Origin of the sequence: Cupriavidus sp. SIMBA_020 (assembly GCF_046535395.1) — a bacterium.
GTDB lineage: Bacteria > Pseudomonadota > Gammaproteobacteria > Burkholderiales > Burkholderiaceae > Cupriavidus > Cupriavidus campinensis.
Genome location: NZ_JAWRWU010000020.1, coordinates 46,424 through 60,502, shown reverse-complemented (window position 1 = coordinate 60,502; position 14,079 = coordinate 46,424). Strand labels below are relative to the sequence as shown.

The window sequence follows — 14,079 nt, the reverse complement described above, 5'->3', positions numbered from 1 at the left end:
CGTCATCGCCCCCCAGCCTCGCCGCGCGCCGACACCACGCCCGCCACCAGCAGCACCTGCGCCAGCGCGTAGGTCCACCAGATGCCGAGCTGGTAGGTGTCGAACGGCGACAGGAACCTGGCCATGCCGATCATCGCGTCCGAGGCAACGAAACACAGCGCGCCCAGCGCGGCCAGCGGCGTTGGCAGCTGCGCCAGCAGCGCCGCGCAGGCCATGGCCGCGAGTGCGCCGATGTAGACCGTAACCGGGATCGCCATCTCGCCAAGATTGGGCCAGAAGCGGCCGAGCAGCGCGCCCGCTGCCCCGATCACGAGCCCGCAGCCCAGCAACCGCTGCGGGCGGAGATCGCTGGCCATGGGCACGAACAGGCGCAGGTAGGCCAGGTGCGCCAGCAGGAAGGCCCCTAGCCCGCCGAGGAACGAGATCTTCAAGCCCGGCAGCGCGAGCAGGAAATCGCCGATCGCCGAGAAGACGAGCGCCACCACCAGCCAGCGGCGCTCGCCAAGTGGACGATGGAACCATGCGCCGCGTGCCAGCATGATCGCCATCGCGGTCTTCCAGGCCGGCTGGTAGGCGATCTGGCCGGTCAGCGGCGTGCCGGCCGGCAACTCCATCGACGCCTGCATCAGCAGCACGCCATAGACCACGCCAGCCAGCGTGCCCGCGATCCACCACTCGCGCACACGCGGCGGCATGCGCATCGCGATCCAGCTCATGGGCGGGCTCCCACAGTCACCTTGGCGTTGGGCGCGGCGCCGAACACGTCGGGTGCGTAGAGCGCCTCCACGCGCGTGGGCGGCAGCGCGAACTCGCCAGCGTTGTTGAGGCGCACCGTGTACTCCACCGCCACGTTGCCCTTGGGCAGGTAGCCGAAGTACTCGCGGTACGACTCGGGCGTGCGCTCGGCGAAAGTGGCCCACGACTTCTTTTCACCGCTCGTGGCGATCTGCGAATCACGCCCCAGCCCGCTGCCGAGGATGGTGGCGCCAGTGGGCACCGGATCATTCACCACCACCCAGGTCATGTCCGCCTGCGCGTCGATCTCAAGCCGCACGCGATAGCTGTCGCCGCGCGACCACTTGCCCGCCACGGCCTGCTCCACCGGTGTGACGGTACGCTTGATGCGATAGCCCGCCGCCACCGGCTCGCGCAGCGGCACGGCGGCCATTGCGCGCACCGTGGCCCAGGGACGGCCCGCGCCCTGCTGCTCGACCTGCAGGGTGCCGGTCGTGCCGGCAGCGGGCCACGGCAGGTCCACCGCGCCGCTCGCCACGCCATCCTTCTTCGTCGCCCCAGACCAGTCGAACGTGCGCGAGGCATCGCCCAGCGTCACGCGCGCGCCGCCCGCTACCGGTGTCTTCTCGAACACCTGCGCGTAGCGCTGCACTGCCAGCACGCCCCAGGCGTTGGCCGTGGTCGTGCCCCACGCGCCGCGCGTCTGGCGGCCCAGCAGGCCGGTCACCAGTTGTGGCACGTCGTCCTTCCAGCCCGGCAGTTGCGTGGCCAATGCCAGCAGCTTCGCGGCGTTGACGTCGCCGTTGGCCATCAGCCACCACCAGTCATCGCTGCGCTCGGTCGAGAACACCAGCCGCGTGCCCTGCACCGTGAGGCGGCTGCGCAGCAGTTGCTGGGCTTCAGCGAGGCGCTTGTCGTGCTCGGGGATGTCAGTCACGCGCGAGAGCAGCGCCAGCCAGTCGATCAACGCCGAGGTGGGCCACTGCGCGGGCAGGATCTGGATGCTGCCGAGCATGCGCGCCTGGGCGTGGCCGGTACGGGAGAGTGCTTCGAGCGCGGCCAGCTTGCGTACGTCGAGGTCCATCGACGCGGATGACGGCGCCCAGCGCGGCGGCGTGATGCGCCCTTCGACGAACGACGTCAGCCCACGCTCCATCTGCGCGCGCTGCGCCTCGGGGAGCCGCATCGGCAGGCCCGCCCGCGCGGCTTCATCGGCCACGGACAGCAGGTAGGCCGTCAGCACCTCGCTGCCCGCGCTCGCGTCGCTCTGCAAGGGGAAATAGGCCGCCAGGCCGTTGCTGTCGAGGTAGGACGGCAGCTGCGCCATCAGCGCATCCCACGCCGCCGTGTCGCCCAGGCCGAGCGACTTCGACGTGCGCTGCTCCAGGCAGCTATAGGGATAGTGGCGGAACCACTCGCGCACCCCGGGCATGCCACCCGCCAGCGACGACTGCATGGTCACCTGCATGCCGCCGCGCAGCTTGCCGGATGGATCGGTCAGCGCGCCAGCCGGGGCCTGTACCGGCACCGAGACCGTCGGCGCCATCTGCGCCAGCATCGCCTGCTGCGCGGTGACGGGCACGGCCGGCACGATCTGCTGTGAGAGCTTGAGGCGGTCGGCGGCCGCCTGGGCCGGATTCGTACCGCCCTTCTCGGTCGCCGCCACCTCCCACATCACCGTGCCGCTGCGGCTGTAGGCCAGCAGCGCCGGCGCAGTCACGTCCCAGCCAATCTCGCGCGAGGCGCCGGCCGGCAATTCCACGGTCTGCGCCGGCAGCGTCTGCGCATCGACCAGCGTGGCGCGCGCCGTGGTCTCCACGGTCATCGCCCGTTGCGTGGTGTTGCGCAGCGTGAACATGGCGCGATACTTGTCGTCCTCGCGCACCAGCAGCGGCAGGCCCGAGATCATCTGCAGGTCCTGCGTGGCGGCAACGGTGGCGCTGCCGGTGCCGAAGCGGCCCACGCCGAGGTCGGCCACGGCGACGATGCGGAAGCTCGTCAGCGAGTCATTGAGCGGCACGTCGAGCGTGGCCCGCCCTTCGGCGTCGAGCTGCACGCGCGGGTTCCACAGCAGCAGGGTGTCGAACAGTTCGCGCGTTGGGCTCTTGCCCCCGCCCCCGCCGGCCGGCACCGCCTTGCGGCCATAGTGGCGCCTGCCGATGATTTCCATCTGCGCGGTCGAGGTCTCCACGCCATAGCTGCGCCGTTGCAGCATCGCGTCGAGGAGGTTCCAGCTCGTGTTCGGCATCAGTTCAAGCAGCGCCTGGTCCACGGCGGCCAGCGCCACCTCGCCGTTGGCGGCCGGCTTGCCGTCCGGCAGCTTCACCTGCACCGTCACGCGCGCCTTGCCGCGCACCGGGTAGGTGGCTTTGTCCGGCGTCACGCTCACGTCGAGCCGGTGCGCTTCATTGCCGACGCGGATCTCGGCCAGTCCGAGCCGGAACGCCGGCTTGGACAGGTCCACCAGCGGCGACGGCGCCACGTAGTCACGCCCCTCGCTGCGGAAGGCGCGCCACCAGTCCACCGGCTGGCGCCAGCCCCAGGTGAAGAACGAGTACCAGGGCACGTCACGCAGCCGCCCGCGCACGCTCAGCACGGACACATAGACGTTCGGCCCCCACTCCGGCTTCACCTTGAGCCGCACCGTGGGATCGGTGCCGTTCAGCTCCACCACCTGCGTTTCGAGAATGCCTTCCCGTTCGATGGCGACCAGCGCCGTGGCATGGCGGAACGGCATGCGCACCTGAAACACGGCGGTATCGCCGGGCGCGTAGGCGCGCTTCTCCGGCAGCACGTCCATGCGGTCGTGGTTCTCGCCGCCGAACCAGAGTTCGCCCTGGCGCGTGACCCAGACCGTGGTGGAAGCCTGCGAGACGCGGCCGTCCGCATCGCGCGCATTGGCGATCAGCTCCACCTGCCCTGCCTGCGCCAGCGACACATCGCAGCGCATGCGGCCCTGCGCGTCGGTGCGCGACTCGCACACCACGCCCAGGTCCTTGCTCTCGGTACGGTTGTCATAGCGATAGAAGCCGCCCACCACGCGCTGGCGGGCGGACGTGGTGATGCGCGCACGCGCCTTCACCTGCACCGGCGTATCGGCCACCGGCTTGCCCTGGGTGTCGAGCACCACGCCCTGCACCGACAGCTTCTGGCTCACCGACACCCAGTTGGCCGCGCGGATGCCCGCCACCACGGCAGACGGCCACACCGGCACGGTCTGGCGCAGCGTCTGGATCTCGCCATTCGGGTCGGCAAAGCCGGCCTCCAGCACGAGGTCGCCCGGCGTGGTGATCTTCGGCATGTCCTTGACCGTGACCTTGCCGTTGCCGTCCTTGTCCAGCGTGACGGGCAGCTTGTCGGCGACGAGCTTCTCGCGGCTTTCGCCCGATGTGTCCTCGCTGTCTTCGTCATCGACGGTGGCACGCTCGTCCTGCGCGCGCGGCGGCTGGAACGAGAATTCGTCGAAGTCAGCGAAGTTGACCGGCTTCTCGCGCAGCAGCGCCGACAGGCGGACCGGCAGGCCGGCCGCGCCGCCACCGTTCAGGTAATGGATCTCCACGCCGACCGGCACCTCGGCCGGCGCGACCAGCGCGCTGCCCTTGGCCTTCGGGTCCTTGGCCGTGCTCAGCGTGCCGGCCAGCACCGGCAAGCGGAACGCCTCCACGCGGAAGGTGCCGCCGTCGAGCGTGCGGCCATCGGCATAGACCAGCCCCACGCTGTAGACGCCCAGCTTGGCCGCCTGCGGGATCTGGAAGGTGCTCTCGGCGCTGCGCCCGCCCGTGGCCGTGGTGCGCCAGGCCAGCGGCAGTTCGTAGGTCTGGCCGCTGCCGTCATGCGTGACGACGGCCTTCTCCGGCATCGACGCCGGCAGCGCAAAGCCCTGCGCGGTCTCGCTGCGCAGCAGGTGCTTCATCGACACCGTCTCGCCCAGGCGCAGCAGCGTGCGGTCGAAGATGGTGTGTGCGCGCACGGTCTGCTTCGGGCTCATGTCGGTGGGCACGTTGAAGCGCCACGTCTCGATGCCACGATTCCAGTTCGACATCACGAAGGCCATGTCGGCCTTGCCGCGCGCCTTCGGGTGGTCGGCGGCAATCCGGGCGGAGACGAAATAGCCGTCCATGCCGTTGCCGCAGTCCTGGTAGCGCTGGTCCGGCAGCTTGGCGAAGCGGGCGACGCCGGTGGCGTCGGTGGTGCCTTCGCCCAGCAAGGCGCCGTCGCAGCTGCGCACTGCGATGCGGGCGTTGGCAACGGGCTTGCCGTCGTCGAGGCCGGTGACCCAGGCCAGCCCGCTCATCTCGCCGTCGGCGGTGCCGCGCGCCAGCTTGAAATGGACGCCGAGGTTGGTCACCAGCGCCGCCGTGCGCACGTACATCGGCTCGGACTTGCCGAGCAGCGCGGCGCCCAGCATCGGCGAGGCGATTTCCACCACATGGAAGCCCGGCTCGGGCAGCGGAATGCCGACAACCTCGAAAGGCCGGGGGGAGGTGTCGGACGACTTCGGGATCGCCAGCGTCTGCGCGCCCGCCACGCCGCGCAACAACGGCACCGCGCGCGTCTCGATGGCCGGGGCGTTGCGCGGGCTGCGCACCGCATAGGGCGGCTTGCCGGCGCGGATCGCGTCGATCTGTTCCTTGGTCCAGGTGTTCTCGTGCATGCGCTTGACCATGCCGAACCAGCGCAGGATGGCCGTGTCGTCATCCACCTTGAGCCGCGCCACGGTGCCGGCTTCGGCGCGCACGGACGTGGCGGGCAGGTCGGCCTCCACGTTGCGCAGCGTCACGGGCAGCAGCGGCGGATAGTCGGCCGGCGACTTGCCGCGCGGCACATCGGCGAAACGCTCCACCACGCCAAACGGCGCGGCGGCGAACTTGGCCAGCGGCGGCAGCGCGCCGGTGGTCAGCTTGATCGGGAACAGGTCCGCATTGGTCAGCGGGCGGCCGCTGTCGTCCTTGATGTCACGCGGGGCCTCGATGGTCAGGCTGGCGCGCTCGGGGAACGGCGCGGTAAAACGGACCGACTCCACCGGGGCATCGGGCGGCTGGTCCGGGTCGAAGGTCGGCGCACGCGGGCCGGAGGGGGTCTTCAGGACGATGTGTTCGGCCACCTTGCGCGGAATCGGCGCGGTGAAGGTCACGGTCATCGGGCGCAGCGGCGTGCAGGGCGCCTCGGCCCGTTCGCGCTCGCAGGTGAAGCCGGCGGCGAAGGCTTCGCGCACGGTGTAGTCGAAGCGGCGCGGCGCCGTGGTGGCGATGCCGGAGGGCGTGGCGATGCCCGCATCGAGCACGAGCTGCATGCGCGCGCCGGCCGGCAGCTTCTGCTGGCAGGCCAGCAGGTGCACCGCCTCGCCTTCCCGTTTGGCGATCTCGTTCCAGCCGACCGCCGCGATCACGTCCGTGCGCTCCTTGCCGGCCAGCAGCCGCACCGGAATGCGCTCGCCCAGGCCCTCGGCCTGGCACCACGCGTGTTCGCGGATCGACCCGGCCGTGGCCGCGCCGTTGAAACGCAGCACGAAGACCTGGTCTTCCTCCACCTGTCCGCCGGATGGCCGGGCCGAGACCACCGTGGGCCCGCCGGTCTCGAACCGGTATTCCGGCTTGCCGGTGTAGGCCTTGCCGGCCACGCTCTTGAGCCCGCTGGAAATGCGCACCGTGCAGCGCATGCCGGGCGGCAGGTCACGTTCGAAGTCGAACACCCAGTTGGTGGCGTTGACCCAGCGCCCGCTGCCGGCGGCCGCGCCGCCGGTGCAGGACACCGCCGCGGGCGGCGCGGCGTTGAGGTCGCCCATCGGCACCATCGGCTCGTCGAACCGGATTGCCACCTGCCGCACCTGGGGCACCACCCCTTCGGGCGAGAAACGCGCGATCTGCGCGGCCTGCGCTTCCCCGGCGCCCAGGCCGACCAGCCCGCCCAGCCCCGCCAACGCGGCCAGTCCGGCCAGTCCCGCGCCCAGCGCGACCCGCCTGCCAAACGTGGTGGCGTACCCGCCGCTGCGACCCGAGGTGACAATCGTCCCCATCATCCTTTCCTTGTTGGATTTGGCTCGGGGCGAGGGTGACATGCGCGGATGGCAAGCGCAAGCCTCTGCACATTTTGGATTTTGGATAGGGCTGATTCAGCGCAAATGTGACAGCGGCAACGGTCCTTCGCGCTTCAGCGCGGTCAGCACGATGTTGGACCGCACGCTCTCCACGCCGGGCACGCGCATCAGGCGCTTCATGGTGAACTCGGCCAGCGTGGGCAGGTCCGGCACCACCACGCGGACGAGGTAATCGGCCTCGCCAGCCACCGAGTAGCACTCCTGCACTTCTTCGAGCAGCAGGATTTCCTCGCGGAAGCGTTCGATGATGGTATCGCCGTGGTGGGCCAGCTTCACACTAATAAAGACCAGCACGCCCAGCCCCAGCGCTTGTGGCGAAAGATTCACACGGTAGCCGGTGATCACGCCATCGGCTTCGAGCTTGGCCAGCCGGCGGCCGACCTGGCTGGGCGAAAGGTGCACCCGTTCCGCCAGTTGATGGTGGGTGGAGCGTCCGTCCGCCTGCAAGGCAGTCAGGAGGGCAAGGTCGTAGGGGTCGAGGCTGGCAGTGTTCATGGTGCGCAGGAAATCCGCATTTTGGATCAGAAATATGCAGGTTACCTGCATGCGCTGACGAAACCAAGCCGTTTATGCGGCCTGAATGCACGCCCACACGCCTACACTGTGCATAAATTCCGCATCGCTGGAGACGCACAGATGAACGCCACCCCGGACACCACCGCCGATTTTGCCGGCACGATGACCGCCAAGCTCAGGGAACAATTCGAGGCCGGCCTGCTGTCCGGCGACGAACTGCGTCCCGACTTCACCATCGCCCAGCCAGTGCACCGCTACACCAGCACCGACCACGCCATCTGGCGCAAGCTCTACGACCGCCAGGCCTCGATGCTGCAGGGCCGGGTCTGCGACGAGTTTCTGCAAGGGCTGGCCACGCTGGGCATGGAGCGCGACCGCGTGCCCGAATTCGACCAGATCAACGAGACGCTGATGCGCGCCACGGGCTGGCAGGTGGTGGCCGTGCCGGGCCTGGTGCCGGACGAGGTGTTCTTCGAGCACCTGGCCAACCGGCGCTTCCCGGCCAGCTGGTGGATGCGCAAGCCCGAGCAGCTGGACTACCTTCAGGAGCCGGACTGCTTCCACGATGTGTTCGGCCACGTGCCGCTGCTGATCAACCCGATCTTCGCCGACTATATGGAGGCGTACGGCAAGGGGGGCCTGAAGGCGGCCAAGCTTGGCGCGCTGGACATGCTCGCGCGCCTGTACTGGTACACCGTGGAATTCGGCCTGATCCAGACCCCGGCCGGGCTGCGCATCTTTGGCGCGGGCATCCTGTCCAGCCAGGGCGAATCGATCTACAGTCTGGATTCGGACAGCCCGAACCGGATCGGCTTCGACCTGCACCGCATCATGCGCACGCGGTACCGGATCGACACCTTCCAGAAGACCTACTTCGTGATCGACAGCTTCGAACAGCTGTTCGACGCCACGCGGCCGGACTTCACGGACCTGTACCCGCAACTGCGCGCGCTGCCGACGCTGGGCGCCGGCGATGTCGCCGAGGGCGACCGCGTGCTGAACATCGGCACCCGCGAGGGCTGGGCCGATAGTGACGACATCTGACGACCACATCCGCGCCGCAGAACATTCAAAACACGAGGCCATCATGACCCCTCTTTCGCAAGACGCCCGCGCCAGCCTGCTGGCCGGGCTGCCCGGCTGGACCCCGGTCCAGGACCGCGACGCCATTCACAAATCCTTCAAGTTCGCCGATTTCAACGCGGCGTTCGGCTTCATGACGCGCGTGGCGCTGCATGCCGACAAGGTCGATCACCATCCCGAATGGTTCAACGTCTACAACCGGGTGGACATCACCCTGTCCACCCACGACGCCAACGGCCTGACCCAGCGCGATATCGATCTGGCGCGCTTCATCGAGCAGGCCTTCAGCGGCCCGCCGGCGCGTTGAAGTCACGCTATAGATAACTGCTGCCCGCTGAAGGGCAACTGAAAGGCAGCGCGTGGGGCTGCCCTGTACAATCGGCGGCATTGCCCCACAACGCCGCCGAGCCCCCTGCCATGCGTATCCTGCTGATCGAGGACGACCGTCAAATCGCCAGTGGCGTGGAGGCGGGCCTGACCCGCGCCGGCCACCAGGTACGCGTGGTCCATGACGGCGTGTATGCCACGGATCACCTGCTGCGCGAGCAGCACGACCTCGTCATCCTCGACCTGGGCCTGCCCGGCATCGACGGCATGACGCTGCTGGCCCGCTACCGCGCCCGCAACCGCACCACGCCGGTCATCATCCTTACCGCCCGCGACGAACTCGAAGACAAGCTGTCCGGCCTCAACGCCGGCGCCGACGATTACCTCGTCAAGCCCTTCGCGCTGCCCGAGCTGGAAGCGCGCGTGCGCGTGCTGCTGCGCCGCAGCCAGCATGGCGAGGCCGCGCCCGAGCGCGACGTGCGCCTGGGCCGCCTGCGGCTGTCCGGCAACGACCGCCGCATGTTCGTCGATGGCAAGCCGCTGGAGCTGTCGCCGCGCGAGTTCGCGGTGCTGGAGTTGCTGCTCCAGCGCCAGGGCCGCGTGGTGAGCAAGGCGCAGATGCAGGACCACCTGGCCACCTTTGCCCACCCGGCTGGCGAGGGCGGCGATACCGTCGGCGACACCGCCATCGAGGTCTATGTGCACCGCGTGCGCAAGAAGCTCGAGGAAGCGGATGTCGAAATCGTCACCGTGCGGGGCTTCGGCTACCTGCTCCAGATTCGTGGCGGACACTGACTCTCCCTCCCCCGCGCGTTCGCGGCAGGTCCGCGCCTCGAACCCGAGCCTGCGTGTCCACCTGCTGCGCGCGCTGGCCACGCCGCTGTTCGCGCTGGTGCTGGTCAGTGGCTCGCTCTCCTACTGGCTCGCGGCGCACTACACCACCCAGGTCTTCGACCGCGCGCTCTACGGCGTGGCGAACAATATCGCCCAGCAGATCCGCATCGCCGGGCCGCGCCTGGATCAAGATATTCCGACGATCGCCCAGACGCTGGTCGAGGCCGAAGGCTCCGACCGCATCTACTGGCGCATCCACGGCCCGGACGGGCTGATCGGCGGCATGGACACTTGGCTCGGCTACGGCACGGGCCAGACCACGCTCCACGACGCGCGCCTGTTCTACGCGTGGTTCAGCGGCCGCCAGGTACGCGCCGTGCGGCTGCCGGTAACGCTGCCGAGCCCCGCCTCGGACGAGTTCGGCACAAGTAGCGAGGGCGCGCTGTCGCGCGGGCCCATCGTGGTGGAAGTCGCCGAATTGCTAGACCGCCGGGAGACGGCGGCGAACGAGATCCTGCTGTCGGTGTCGGTGCCGCTGATCCTGCTGCTACTGGTAGGCAGCCTGATCCTGTCGCACGTGCTCAAGGAGGAACTGGTGCCGCTCCAGATCCTGACCGACAAGCTCAACCGCCAGACCGCGCGCTCGTTGGCCGCGCTGGACGAGACCCAGGTGCCGGCCGAGGTCGAACCGCTGATCCGCGGCCTGAATGCACTGCTGGCGCGCCTGCGCGATGCGCTGGACGCCCAGCGCAAGTTCATCGCCGATGCCGCGCACCAGCTGCGCACGCCGCTGACCGCCGTGAAGCTCCATGCGGACCGCGCGCTCGATGCCGATTCCCCCGACGTGGCCCGCCACGCGCTGCGCGAGGTGCAGACCGCCGCCGACCGCGCGGTGCGGCTGTCGAACCAGTTGCTGTCGCTGGCCCGGGCGGAGCCGGGGCTGTCGCTGGAGCGGCTGGGCCCGGTCGAACATTTCGATCTGGCCGAACTGGCCTTCGAGATTGGCGCGGAATGGGTGCCGCAGGCGCTGGCCCGGCGCGTGGACCTGGGCTTCGAGATCCTGCCCGGCCCCACCTTCACCGGCAGCGCGCCGGCCACGGTGCGCGGCAACCGGCTGCTGATGCGCGAGGCGCTCTCCAACCTGATCGACAATGCGGTGAAATACGTGCCGGCTGGCGGACGCATCACGGTGCGCGCGGGCGGCGAGACCATGGGCCATCGCGGCATGGCCGTGGTGATGGTGGAAGACAACGGCCCCGGCATTGCGCCGGCGCGGCGCGAGGAGGTCTTCAAGCGCTTCTTCCGGGGCGATCACACGCCTGGCGCCCAGGCGGTGCAGCAGGCTGTGCCGAGCGGCGCGGGCCTGGGGCTGGCCATCGTGCATGAGATTGTCTCGCTGCACCAGGGCACCATCCGCATCGAGGATGTGCCCGCGCCCTCCCCGACGCCGGCGCCGTCGTCCGCCCTGTCAGCCGTGGCGGCTGGCCACGGGGATCACGAGGAACGGCGCGACGCGCCGGGCGCCGAGCCGGCCCCCCGGCGCGCGTCGATGCGGTTTGTGATCCGCATCCCCTGCGAAGCGCCCGGCACGCCTGCCGGCTGATTTTCCCGACTGCTTACTTGCGTTCCTTGGGTGCCAGCATGGTGCCCCGGCACTTCGGGCTGCCGCAGCGGCACTCGTATTCCTTCTTCAGCTTCTTGGTATAGCGCGCGTCTATCACCAGACCATAGTCATAGAACAGTTCTTCGCCCTGGGCGATATCGCGCAGCGCGTGGATGAACACACGGCCCTTCTTCTCGCGCGCCTCGCAGTTCGGCTCGCAGGCGTGGTTGATCCAGCGCGCGCGGTTGCCGCCGAACTTGGCGTCGATCACGTCGCCATCGTCCAGGCTGAAGTAGAAGGTGTGATTCGGGTCGGCCGGATCGTGCGGATGGCGCTTGAGCGCCTCTTTCCACGAGATGTGCTCGCCCTTGTACTCGATCACGCGCTCGCCCTCGGCGATGTTGCCGATCGCGTATACGCCCTTGCCGTGCACGCCTGACTGGCGCACCTCGATGCGGTCACTGGCGCTCTTCTTCTTGCCCGCCTTCTTTGCCTTGCCTTGTTCCGACATGTCGCTGTTTCCCCGTCAAACCGATGACTGCCGGCCCACCCGGCGCGCCCCGGATGATACCTGCCAACCATGTCGGCGCGACACCCCTTTTCGCCCCCGGTATACCGCCGCCCATGTGGATAAACCGGCCAAAATCTGTGGATAAGCGCGCGGGTTTGGTGTGGGCGGCAAGGGGGTGACATGGGGATGGCGCAGGAACAAGTCGACGAGGTATACGTCCCGCCCTCCTCCGGATGGTTGAGTCATCCACGCCGGCCAACACCCGCTCCCTGTGCTTTCGGTATACGTAAACATCTGATCCGATTGATGTATACGCGGTTATCCACAGAAACGGGCGCCCTCTATTGACTACTACTATTCGTATACATAAAAGAAAGATGTAAACCGAAAGCACGAGAGCTGGCAGCGCAGCGAGGTATACGTCCGACACCCTCCGACTTTTGGAGGAAGGCCGTTTTGGACGTCGATGAAAATTTGAGCAGCGCTCATTTCCCCGTATACCGGCAGACAGCGCGGCAGGCAGCGGCACGCGGACGCCCTGGAAGCCCCTCAGGCGCTTTTGGCCGCGTATACATCCCCGGCCCCCTGCGCGACGCGTATACGCCTCTGAGGGGCTCTCAGCGCTTCCAGACCCCTACGGCGTGATGCGTATACCGCTTCCAGACCGCCCTGGCGCGCCCTCTTGCCAAGGCCTGGCATTGGCTGACGTAACAATCTGTTCCCGGTGCGCCTTCCCCGACACGGTATGATGTGGCCCGCGGCGTCTTTGCCGGTGCGGGTTCCAGCGGAGCCGGCGCGGCCAGGACGTCAGTGTTTTTTCAACTCGAGACGGAGTGAAGCATGACGAAAACCGAACTGATCGACGCGATTGCAGCTGGCGTGGACGGTCTGACCAAGGCCAAGGCGGAACAGGCACTCAACGTGACGCTCACCGCGATCATGGATGCCGTGGCCAAGGGCGATACCCTGAGCCTGATCGGCTTTGGCACCTTCAGCCAGGGCGAGCGTGGCGAGCGCATGGCGCGCAACCCGCGTACTGGCGAAGAAATCAAGGTGGAAGCTGCCAAGACCGTGAAGTTCAAGGCGGGCCAGAAGTTCAAGGACGCCGTCAACCAGTGATGCTTGCGGGCCGATGAATCAGCCCGGTTTGCAAGACCCCGCCGTGCCGCCACCGGACGCCGTCTCCGGCGCAGGTGCGCGCCAGGCGGGGGACGTTATCCACAACCGTATTCCCGCCTCCGTGCGCGGCAAACCGCACAGCCGCAACGCGCCGTCTGACGGCGGCCGCAATGCTCCTCGAAATGGCGTCCGGACGTGGCCAGCACTAGGATCCTCGGGCGCCGCCCTCCGTGGCCCCGCCATGCCGTCCAGCCCGCTCGCACCCAGATTTCCACAGCGTTATACACAGCGCTTTCCACACAAGGCTCCACAGCTTTCTCCACAGGCACTGACTCGGCGTTTTCTGCGTGCGGTGACACTTACCGCGGTGGCCGTGCTATGGGGTTGCAGCGCCGCGCCGCCGCGCACGGCGCGTCCGCAGGCCGTGCCGTTGCCCGACCTCGAGCGCGTGATCACCACGCCCGGCGCCACGCCGCGCGAGCGCATTGTCGAGATCGCCATGCAGGAGTGGCGCAAGTGGGGCAGCCAGACCATGCGCATTGGCCGTGACGATGCCGCCTGCGTGACGCACAGTCCCCTGCCCGCACCGGTGGCCGCCCAGCCGTTTACGCCCATCGCCCCGGAAGGCGCCCAGTCGGCGGACGATGAAACGGACGAGAACGGGCATGCAACCGATTGCATACGCTTTCCCGATGGCACCGGCCTGGAAGCCACCGCGCAAGGCTGCCGGATGGCCCAACGCTACTGGGCCATCGTGGGCGAGGCGCCCGATTGCCGCCAGGTGACGCAAGGCGCGTGGGCGTGGTCGGCCGTGTTCATTTCCTGGGTGATGCGCAAGGCCGGGCTCAACAACGACCAGTTCCTGACCGGTCAGTCCCATGCGATGTATGTGGTGGATGCGCGGGACGGCAAGCTGCCGCGCCCAGCCTTCCATATCGAGCCGATGCCGGCGCTGCCGCGCCCCGGCGATGTCATCTGCGCGCCGCGCGGGCGTGACAAGTACCTCGAGAATCTGTCCGAGATCGGCTTCGGCACCACGCCGATGCATTGCGATATCGTCGTGGCCGTGGACCCCGCCGCGCGCGTGGTGCGGGCTATCGGCGGCAATGTGCAGCAGTCGGTGACCATGAGCGAGATCGACCTCAACGATGCCGGCCAGCTCGACGCCTTCACCAACTCCCACATGCCGTGGCTGCTGGTGATGCGGAACGATTTGCAGTGATGGGACGAATCACGCGGATAAAATTCCACGTA

10 protein-coding genes are annotated in these 14,079 nt (G+C 68.4%); 6 read left to right on the top strand and 4 right to left on the bottom strand.

The annotated features are described in order from the left end of the window. Positions 1–2: 2 nt before the first annotated feature. The 3 genes from SB751_RS26370 to SB751_RS26360 all read right to left on the bottom strand — a co-directional run bounded on the left by SB751_RS26370 (position 3) and on the right by SB751_RS26360 (position 7,327). A complete protein-coding gene (locus SB751_RS26370; RefSeq protein ID WP_144202725.1) occupies positions 3–716 on the bottom strand; it encodes a lysoplasmalogenase in 714 nt (237 codons plus the stop codon). Then, positions 713–6,751, bottom strand: a complete 6,039-nt coding sequence (locus tag SB751_RS26365; protein WP_410748712.1) for an MG2 domain-containing protein — start codon at positions 6,749–6,751, stop codon at positions 713–715. Before SB751_RS26365 ends, SB751_RS26370 begins: the two co-directional genes overlap by 4 nt. Before the next feature lie 96 nt (positions 6,752–6,847). Further along, a complete protein-coding gene (locus SB751_RS26360) occupies positions 6,848–7,327 on the bottom strand; it encodes an Lrp/AsnC family transcriptional regulator (RefSeq protein WP_144202722.1) in 480 nt (159 codons plus the stop codon). Between the two features lie 141 nt (positions 7,328–7,468). Between SB751_RS26360 and phhA the strand changes: the two genes are divergently transcribed. The 4 genes from phhA (at position 7,469) to SB751_RS26340 (ending at position 11,195) form a co-directional block, all read left to right on the top strand. Further along, the gene (phhA, locus tag SB751_RS26355; RefSeq protein ID WP_144202719.1) at positions 7,469–8,392 is read left to right on the top strand and encodes a phenylalanine 4-monooxygenase; all 924 of its coding nucleotides are present in this window, start codon (positions 7,469–7,471) and stop codon (positions 8,390–8,392) included. Between the two features lie 7 nt (positions 8,393–8,399). Next, positions 8,400–8,738 carry a 4a-hydroxytetrahydrobiopterin dehydratase gene (locus SB751_RS26350; RefSeq protein WP_281287561.1) on the top strand — a complete coding sequence of 113 codons (339 nt, stop codon included), beginning with the start codon at positions 8,400–8,402 and terminating at the stop codon, positions 8,736–8,738. 110 nt (positions 8,739–8,848) lie between these two features. After that, positions 8,849–9,553, top strand: coding sequence for a response regulator transcription factor (locus SB751_RS26345; protein ID WP_092290948.1), 705 nt, complete (start codon positions 8,849–8,851; stop codon positions 9,551–9,553). After that, the gene (locus SB751_RS26340) at positions 9,492–11,195 is read left to right on the top strand and encodes a sensor histidine kinase (protein ID WP_144202717.1); all 1,704 of its coding nucleotides are present in this window, start codon (positions 9,492–9,494) and stop codon (positions 11,193–11,195) included. Before SB751_RS26345 ends, SB751_RS26340 begins: the two co-directional genes overlap by 62 nt. A gap of 13 nt (positions 11,196–11,208) precedes the next feature. Here the strand turns inward: SB751_RS26340 and SB751_RS26335 are convergent, their stop codons facing one another. Then, a complete protein-coding gene (locus SB751_RS26335; RefSeq protein WP_144202715.1) occupies positions 11,209–11,706 on the bottom strand; it encodes an SET domain-containing protein in 498 nt (165 codons plus the stop codon). Between the two features lie 840 nt (positions 11,707–12,546). On the opposite strand from SB751_RS26335, the gene SB751_RS26330 reads away from it, so the two are divergent. Then, the gene (locus SB751_RS26330) at positions 12,547–12,825 is read left to right on the top strand and encodes an HU family DNA-binding protein (RefSeq protein ID WP_092290955.1); all 279 of its coding nucleotides are present in this window, start codon (positions 12,547–12,549) and stop codon (positions 12,823–12,825) included. Positions 12,826–13,066: 241 nt separating this feature from the next. Next, the gene (locus SB751_RS26325; RefSeq protein ID WP_410748711.1) at positions 13,067–14,047 is read left to right on the top strand and encodes a DUF2272 domain-containing protein; all 981 of its coding nucleotides are present in this window, start codon (positions 13,067–13,069) and stop codon (positions 14,045–14,047) included. Positions 14,048–14,079: the final 32 nt, after the last annotated feature.

What these genes read in the sequence shown, in the direction of transcription:
- SB751_RS26370 (WP_144202725.1), bottom strand. Translation starts at nt 716, where the DNA reads ATGAGCTGGATCGCGATGCGCATGCCGCCGCGTGTGCGCGAGTGGTGG.
- SB751_RS26365 (WP_410748712.1), bottom strand. Translation starts at nt 6,751, where the DNA reads ATGGGGACGATTGTCACCTCGGGTCGCAGCGGCGGGTACGCCACCACG.
- SB751_RS26360 (WP_144202722.1), bottom strand. Translation starts at nt 7,327, where the DNA reads ATGAACACTGCCAGCCTCGACCCCTACGACCTTGCCCTCCTGACTGCC.
- phhA (WP_144202719.1), top strand. Translation starts at nt 7,469, where the DNA reads ATGAACGCCACCCCGGACACCACCGCCGATTTTGCCGGCACGATGACC.
- SB751_RS26345 (WP_092290948.1), top strand. Translation starts at nt 8,849, where the DNA reads ATGCGTATCCTGCTGATCGAGGACGACCGTCAAATCGCCAGTGGCGTG.
- SB751_RS26340 (WP_144202717.1), top strand. Translation starts at nt 9,492, where the DNA reads ATGTCGAAATCGTCACCGTGCGGGGCTTCGGCTACCTGCTCCAGATTC.
- SB751_RS26335 (WP_144202715.1), bottom strand. Translation starts at nt 11,706, where the DNA reads ATGTCGGAACAAGGCAAGGCAAAGAAGGCGGGCAAGAAGAAGAGCGCC.
- SB751_RS26330 (WP_092290955.1), top strand. Translation starts at nt 12,547, where the DNA reads ATGACGAAAACCGAACTGATCGACGCGATTGCAGCTGGCGTGGACGGT.
- SB751_RS26325 (WP_410748711.1), top strand. Translation starts at nt 13,067, where the DNA reads ATGCCGTCCAGCCCGCTCGCACCCAGATTTCCACAGCGTTATACACAG.